This is a genomic window from Fundidesulfovibrio putealis DSM 16056, from assembly GCF_000429325.1.
GTDB lineage: Bacteria > Desulfobacterota > Desulfovibrionia > Desulfovibrionales > Desulfovibrionaceae > Fundidesulfovibrio > Fundidesulfovibrio putealis.
On sequence record NZ_AUBQ01000026.1, the window covers coordinates 1 to 6,693 of the forward strand.

The window sequence follows — 6,693 nt, forward strand, 5'->3', positions numbered from 1 at the left end:
AGCCCCAGCTCCTCCTGCTATACCCGCGAAAGTCTCGCCAGCACGCGTTCGCGCCCCATGGCCTGCATCATCTCGAACAACCCTGGGCTGGCGGTGCGTCCGGTGAGGGCCACGCGCAGCGGCTGGGCCACGGTCTTGAACTTCAGTTCCTTCTCGTCGAGATAGGCTTTGGCTGCGGCTTCCAGGGGCTCCTGGGCGAAGTCCGGCGCGGCGGCGAAAATGGCGGCGAGCGCTGCCAGATGCGGTTTCACGTCGTCGGTGAGGAACTTGGCTGCGGCCTGGGCGTCCATCTCGGGCTGGTCGGCCAGGAACATGGCGCACTGATCGGCCATTTCAAGAAGCGTGCGGGAGCGCGGCTGCAGGAGGGGCAGGAAGGCCTTCAGGTACTCGCGGTCGACGGCAGCGAAGCCGCGCGTGGCCAGATGCGGCTCCAGGAGTTGGGCGAGGCGGTCCAGCGGGCACTCTTTGATGTAGTGCTGGTTCAGCCACAGGAGCTTCTCGCGGTCGAACACGGAGGCGGACTTGCCCAGCGCCTTGATGGAGAAATGCTCAATGAGTTCTTCGCGGGTGAAGACTTCCTGGTCGCCGAAGGACCAGCCCAGGCGCACCAGGCAGTTGAGCATGGCTTCGGGCAGGATGCCTTCGGCCTCGTATTCGTAGACGGCGGTCGCGCCGTGGCGCTTGGAGAGCTTCTTCTTGTCCGGCCCGAGGATCATGGGAACGTGGCCGAACACCGGCAGGGGGAAGCCCAGCGCGTTGTAGATGAGGATCTGCTTGGGCGTGTTGTTGATGTGGTCGTCGCCCCGGATGACGTGGGTCACGCCCATGGTGGCGTCGTCCACCACGACGGCGAGGTTGTAGGTGGGCGTGTTGTCGGAGCGGCGCAGGATCATGTCGTCCAGCTCGGTGTTCTCGAAGGAGACGGGGCCGTGGACGAGGTCGTCCATGATGGTGGATCCGCCCAGGGGGGCCTTCAAGCGCACCACGCGTCCGGGGCCGGGGCCGAGGCCGCGCTCGCGGCAGCGTCCGTCGTACTTGGGCTTGGTGCCGTTGGCGCGGGCGGTCTCGCGCATGGCTTCGACCTCTTCGGGCGTGCAGGAGCACCAGTAGGCCGAACCGGCCTCGACCATGCGGTCGATGTACTGGTTGTAGATGTCGAAGCGCTGGGTCTGGTAGATGGGCTCGTCGTCCCAGTCCAGCCCGAGCCATTTCATGGAGGCCAGGATGCCCTCGGTGTAGGCGGCCTGGGAGCGGACGGTGTCGGTGTCCTCGATGCGCAGGAGGAACCTGCCGCCAGCCTGACGGGCCAGCAGCCAGCTGAAGATGGCAGTGCGCGCGCCGCCGATGTGCAGCTGTCCGGTGGGGCTGGGGGCGAAACGGGTGACGATGCTCATGAGGCCTCCGAAATTTCGTGGTGGCCCGCTGGTACTCGCCGGGAGGGGGGGCTGTCAACGCGTGGCCCCGGTTTGCACATGCGGAATATATGTGCAGATTACTGCACATGCACTTAACGTATCAAACCCAAAAGGTATGGAATATTGGGAGCATACCCAGCGGCATGAATTCTGCTTCTATGGCGCGGCTTTGACGAAACGCCCGGCATGCTTATCTGGAAGCTTCCAACGGCGAATTCGCAGACCGCACAAAACAGAATCGACAAAACATATCCGAGAGGTTCCTTCCGTGAAACGCACTCTGTATCTCGCCCGTCGTCCCAACGTCCTGGCCTCGGCCATGAACCGCCCCACCCCCCAGGCGCTTTTCCTGGCCGCCCTGCTGGCGCTGGCCTTCATCATCGCTGTGCCCCTTGCCGTGCGTGCCGCCGAGGACGCGGTGAAGATCCCGGTGAAGGACGTGTCCGAGACCGCCAAGTTCTATAAGTTCGACGAAGGCGGCGTCACCGTGAAGTATTTCCTCATCAAGGCCCCTGACGGCAGCGTTCGCGCCGCCCTGGACGCCTGCGACGCCTGCTACCCCGAGAAGAAGGGCTACAAGCAGGCCGGTGAGTTCATGATCTGCCAGAACTGCGGGATGAAGTTCCACGTGTCGCGCGTGTCCATGGTCAAGGGCGGCTGCAACCCGCACCCCGTGGCCAGCAAGGTTGAAGGCGACAACGTGGTGATCTCCAAGGCCGAGCTGGCTTCCGGCGTCAAGTACTTCAAGTAGGACGCGGCATGAACCTCCTCACTCTTCCGATTCGCACGTTGCGGCGCAAGTTCATGCGCACGCTGCTGCTCACGGTGGTGTTCGCGGCGGGCATTTGCTCTGTGGTGGCCTTAAACTACGTGTCCAAGGCCGTGGGCGACTCCATGGAGAAGAAGCTGACGGCCTTCGGGGCCAACATCATGCTCCAGCCCAAGGTGGACACCCTGGCCGTGGGCTACGGCGGCTTCAGCCTGGGCAACGTCTCCTTCGACGTGAAACATCTCACCATGGCCCAGGTTGCCAAGGTGCGAGACATCGAGCTCAAGGAGCGCATCGCCGCCGTGGCCCCCAAGTTCATCGCCCAGGGCAAGGTCAAGGACCAGCCCGTGGCCCTGATCGGCGTCGACTGGCCGGAAGAGCTCCTGATCAAGAACTACTGGGGCTTCGTGGGACGACCCGCCGAAGCGCCCGGCGAAGTGCTGGTCGGTTCCAAGGCCGCCGAAGCGCTGGGGCTCAAGCCCGGCGACACCTTCCAGGCTGGCCTTGGCACCTTCAGCGTGGCCGGGGTACTCACGCCCAGCGGCTCCGAGGACGACAACGTGATCTTCGCGGGCATCATGGACCTGCAACTGGCCATGAGCCAGGTGGGCGTTGTCCACTTTGCAGAAGTTGCCGCGCTGTGCGCCGGATGCCCCATCGACGAGATCGTGGGACAGATCACGCAGGTGCTCCCCGACGTGGACATCGTGGCCATGCAGAAGGTGGTCAAGAGCCGCATGTATACTATCCATTTCGTGCAGCAGCTGGCCATGATCGTGAGCGTCATCCTGCTGCTCACAGCCTGCTTCATGATCGCCCTGTCGCTCCTGGCCTCGGTGAACGAGCGTAAGCATGAGATCGGCGTGCTGCGGTCGCTTGGCTACGCGCGCGGCGCTGTGTTCTCCATCTTCTGCCTGGAGGCGTTGTTCATCGGCATGGTGGCTGGCCTGATCGGCTATTTCTCCGGGTTCGGCGTCAGCTTCTCGGTCATGGACATGCTGGGCATGGCCAAGGAAGCCGAGCTGACCATGGAAGTCTGGCATCTGGGACTGACCCTGGCCGGGGTGTCCGCAATTTCCTGCCTGTCCTCGGTGATTCCCGCCTGGAAGGCCGCCAATACCGACCCCAGCCAGGCGCTGGTCATGCTGTAGGAGCGCGCGATGCTGCAAGCAATAGACGTATCCAAGACCTTCGGGGACACCCCCATCCTGCGCGGCGTGTCCCTGGACATAGCCGACGGCGAGTTCGCCTGCATCGTGGGACGCTCGGGTTCGGGCAAGTCCACCCTGCTGAACGTGCTGTCCACGCTGCTGAAACCCGACCAGGGCCAGGTGGTCTACCAGGGCAACGTGGTCTCCGCCATGAGCGAGAGCCAGGTGAACGGCCTTCGCCACAAGGACTTCTCCATCATCTTCCAGCTGCACCACCTGCTGCCCTACCTCACGGCGCTGGAAAACGTGATGCTGCCCTACATGAACAGCCTGAAGCCCGTGAGCGAGGAAATCCGCCTCAAGGCCCGCAAGTGCCTGGACCGGGTGGGCCTGACCGGCAAGGAAGACCGCCTGCCCGGCAAGCTCTCCGGCGGCGAACAGCAGCGCGTGGCCATCGCGCGCGCCCTGGTGAAGAGCCCCGGCGTCATGTTCGCGGACGAGCCCACTGGCAGCCTGGACAAGAAGAACGGCGACGGCATCATCGAGCTTCTGCGCGACCTGAACGGCGAAGGCGTGACCCTGGTCATGGTGACCCACGATATGGGCTACGCCAGGCTGGCCGGGCGCACCGTGGTGATGGAGGACGGGAGCATCGTGGACGGCGGTGCGGTGAACTGCTGACCTGACATTCACGAACGGGAATCCGGCGCTATGCGAGACTGGCCGGATTCGCCTTGAGATAACAGCCCGGCCTGACCGCCGGGCTTTTTCGTTCCCGCCAATTTGAACGGACCTTTTGCGCAACGCTGTCTATGCCCAAAGTGGCATCAGGGCTGTGACGCAGACGACAGTCGGTGGATATGCCTTGGATGGAGCGCGTTTCAAAGCCGAGAGAGATCAAGAGCCACGGATGAGCCGGATGAGTCGTGGAGGGCAGGCTAACAGGGGAGGGCGAACCAGTGGGGACCAGGCCGTGCCGGTCCCCGAGAAGACAAATGAAACCAGCCTCAGTCCTCGTCGATCAGGCCGTTCTCCAGGCAGAAGGCCGCCAGTTCCAGGGAGCTGCGAAGTCCGAGTTTCTTCTTCAGATTGGTCTTGTGCTTTTCCACGGTCTTGACGCTCACGAAGATGGCCTCGGCCACGTCCTTGTTGGTCTTGCCCTTGGCTGCCAGCTTCAGCACCTGGCGTTCGCGCTTGGAGAGGCGCTCCAGGGGGTCGCTGCCCTTGTTGCCCTGGCGGCAGACCTGGGCCAGCATGGCCGAAATCTCGCGGGAGAAGAAGCTCTGCCCTGCCGCCACGGCGTTGATGGCCGTGAACAGCTCCTCGCTGGGGCTGTTCTTCAGCAGATAACCGTCAACGCCTGCCTGAACTGCCGAAGTGAGGTAGTTTTCCTTGCCGTGTGCCGTGAGGGCCAGAATGCGGATCTTGGGATGGCGGCGCTTGATCTCGGCGATGGCTTCGACTCCGTCCATGCGCGGCAGGGAGAGGTCCATGAGGACGACGTCCGGGTCCATCCGGCCCGCCAGGTTAACGGCCATATGTCCGTCGGAAGCCTCGCCGACGACCTCGTAGCCGGGATTTGCCAGTAGCAGAGCCTTCAGCCCCTTCCTGACTATCTCCATGTCTTCGGCCAGAACCAGCCGACATTTCCTCATCACTTGCCTCGCCCCATAAATGCACTCTCCGTACCAATGACGGTAGCAAAGGCGTACGCTGTGTCAAGAGGCAAGAGAAAAAAAGAACAAAACTCCAGTTACTTGGATTACGCAGCTAATAATTTATACGTGTCGCGAAACTATTTGTCCGCACATGCACTCCCGAACGTTGCAGACGTCGGCCCCTCAGGCTTTGACGCCCTTCCCCTCTGGATCATCCTGATCAGAGCAATGTGACGCATTGGAAAATGTCGCTTGCATCGACCACGCACTCGGCTATCTTCTCATCAAACTCTGTTTGTCTATCACGACAAGCAACATGGAGGAAAACATGGCGGTAAAACGCGTACTGATGCTTGTTGGAGACTTCGTCGAAGATTACGAAGTGATGGTCCCCTTCCAGATGCTCCTGATGGTCGGACACGAAGTTCATGCCGTGTGTCCGGGCAAGAAGGCCGGTGACACCGTGAAGACGGCGATTCACGACTTCGAGGGCGACCAGACCTACACCGAGAAGCCAGGCCACAACTTCCTCATCAACTACGACTTCGAGAGCGTCGATCCCGGCAAGTACGACGGCCTGGTCATTCCCGGAGGGCGCGCCCCGGAGTACCTCAGGCTGAACCCGAAGGTTCTGGACATCGTGCGCCACTTTGCCGAGGCGAGCAAACCCATCGCCGCCGTCTGCCATGGTCCGCAGCTGCTGGTTGCCGCCGGAGTGCTCAAGGACAAGGGCTGCACCGCCTACCCGGCAGTCAGGCCCGAAATCGAACTTGCCGGTGGAAACTGGCTCAACATCAACGAGACGTTCTCCAATGCCCACGTGGACGGCAACCTGGTGACCGCACCGGCCTGGCCCGCGCATCCGGAATGGATGAGCAAGTTCCTGAGCCTGCTGGGGTCGAGGATCGAGCCTTAAGTCACCTCAGCTGATCTTGAGCTTATCAGGCAGGCGGGGTCGGCCCGCCTGCGCCGTTTCTGCCGATGGGGTGTCGGAGCCCCTCAGACATCGCAATAGGGATCGGGTTCGTGGCCAGTTCTGGCGCGTCCACCATCACGGAGGACGGCTCTGAAGATCGACGGCGGGTACGTGGCGTGACCAGCTACCCACTGAGCGAGAACGGAGCTCGGGAGTCTCGGAGCGGCATCATCAAACAGGCGCGGAATAGGACGAACGTCGATACGGCGGGGTAAGCCACACACCTTGCGTCCGCCTCGCAAGGAACAGTGTCCTGGGTGCAGGAGAGGATGGCTCGGAGTGTGCGCAGTGCGCCGAGGTGTTTGAAGAGGCGGCATTGGTCGTAGCTGGAGTAGCCGCCCAAAAAGCGAAAGGCCCGCATTTTTAATGCGGGCCTTTCTTGAAAGTAATCCTGGCAGCGACCTACTTTCCCACCAGCGGTCCTGGCAGTATCATCGGCGATGGAGGGCTTAACTACCGAGTTCGGAATGGGATCGGGTGTACCCCCTCCTCTGGGGCCACCAGGAAATTCCTGATGATATTTAAGTCAATAAGGGAGGAACGCGTTATGTTTGGTTAAGCGAGTCAAGCCGAACGGGCTATTAGTACCGCTTAGCTGAATGTATCACTACACTTGCACTTGCGGCCTATCAACCAGGTAGTCTACCTGGGCCCTTCGGGGAGACCTAGTCTTGAGGCAAGTTTCCCGCTTAGATGCCTTCAGCGGTTATCTTTTCCGAACGTG

The 6,693-nt window shown here is 61.9% G+C and carries 6 protein-coding genes and 2 rRNA genes; 4 read left to right on the top strand and 4 right to left on the bottom strand.

Features of this window, described 5'->3' with window-relative positions; all coding sequences use genetic code 11:
- Positions 1 to 17: 17 nt before the first annotated feature.
- Positions 18 to 1,394, bottom strand: coding sequence for a glutamate--tRNA ligase (gltX, locus tag G453_RS0116650; protein ID WP_027191958.1), 1,377 nt, complete (start codon positions 1,392 to 1,394; stop codon positions 18 to 20).
- Between the two features lie 289 nt (positions 1,395 to 1,683).
- On the opposite strand from gltX, the gene G453_RS0116655 reads away from it, so the two are divergent.
- From G453_RS0116655 to G453_RS0116665, 3 genes are read left to right on the top strand one after another with little or no spacing between them, the layout of a single operon-like run.
- Complete coding sequence (locus G453_RS0116655; RefSeq protein WP_051272540.1) at positions 1,684 to 2,166, top strand: DUF2318 domain-containing protein; 483 nt, start codon at positions 1,684 to 1,686, stop codon at positions 2,164 to 2,166.
- An 8-nt stretch (positions 2,167 to 2,174) separates the two neighbouring features.
- Positions 2,175 to 3,335: an ABC transporter permease gene (locus tag G453_RS0116660; RefSeq protein ID WP_027191960.1), complete on the top strand. Its 1,161-nt coding sequence runs from the start codon at positions 2,175 to 2,177 to the stop codon at positions 3,333 to 3,335.
- Positions 3,336 to 3,344: 9 nt separating this feature from the next.
- Positions 3,345 to 4,016: an ABC transporter ATP-binding protein gene (locus G453_RS0116665; RefSeq protein WP_027191961.1), complete on the top strand. Its 672-nt coding sequence runs from the start codon at positions 3,345 to 3,347 to the stop codon at positions 4,014 to 4,016.
- Between the two features lie 326 nt (positions 4,017 to 4,342).
- Here G453_RS0116665 and G453_RS0116670 read toward each other — a convergent pair whose 3' ends face one another.
- Positions 4,343 to 4,990 (bottom strand): response regulator, encoded by a 648-nt coding sequence (locus G453_RS0116670; RefSeq protein WP_027191962.1) that lies wholly within the window; start codon positions 4,988 to 4,990, stop codon positions 4,343 to 4,345.
- 331 nt (positions 4,991 to 5,321) lie between these two features.
- Here G453_RS0116670 and G453_RS0116675 point away from each other — a divergent pair, with 331 nt between their 5' ends.
- A complete protein-coding gene (locus G453_RS0116675; RefSeq protein ID WP_027191963.1) occupies positions 5,322 to 5,909 on the top strand; it encodes a DJ-1/PfpI family protein in 588 nt (195 codons plus the stop codon).
- Between the two features lie 449 nt (positions 5,910 to 6,358).
- On the opposite strand, the gene rrf is transcribed toward G453_RS0116675, so the two are convergent.
- Positions 6,359 to 6,474, bottom strand: a 5S ribosomal RNA gene (gene rrf, locus G453_RS0116680).
- A 55-nt stretch (positions 6,475 to 6,529) separates the two neighbouring features.
- Positions 6,530 to 6,693: ribosomal RNA gene (locus G453_RS0116685) — 23S ribosomal RNA — on the bottom strand; the annotation flags it as partial.

Bases quoted from the DNA above. Each gene is read 5' to 3' on its own strand.
- gltX (WP_027191958.1), bottom strand. From the start codon at position 1,394: ATGAGCATCGTCACCCGTTTCGCCCCCAGCCCCACCGGACAGCTGCAC.
- G453_RS0116660 (WP_027191960.1), top strand. From the start codon at position 2,175: ATGAACCTCCTCACTCTTCCGATTCGCACGTTGCGGCGCAAGTTCATG.
- G453_RS0116665 (WP_027191961.1), top strand. From the start codon at position 3,345: ATGCTGCAAGCAATAGACGTATCCAAGACCTTCGGGGACACCCCCATC.
- G453_RS0116670 (WP_027191962.1), bottom strand. From the start codon at position 4,990: ATGAGGAAATGTCGGCTGGTTCTGGCCGAAGACATGGAGATAGTCAGG.
- G453_RS0116675 (WP_027191963.1), top strand. From the start codon at position 5,322: ATGGCGGTAAAACGCGTACTGATGCTTGTTGGAGACTTCGTCGAAGAT.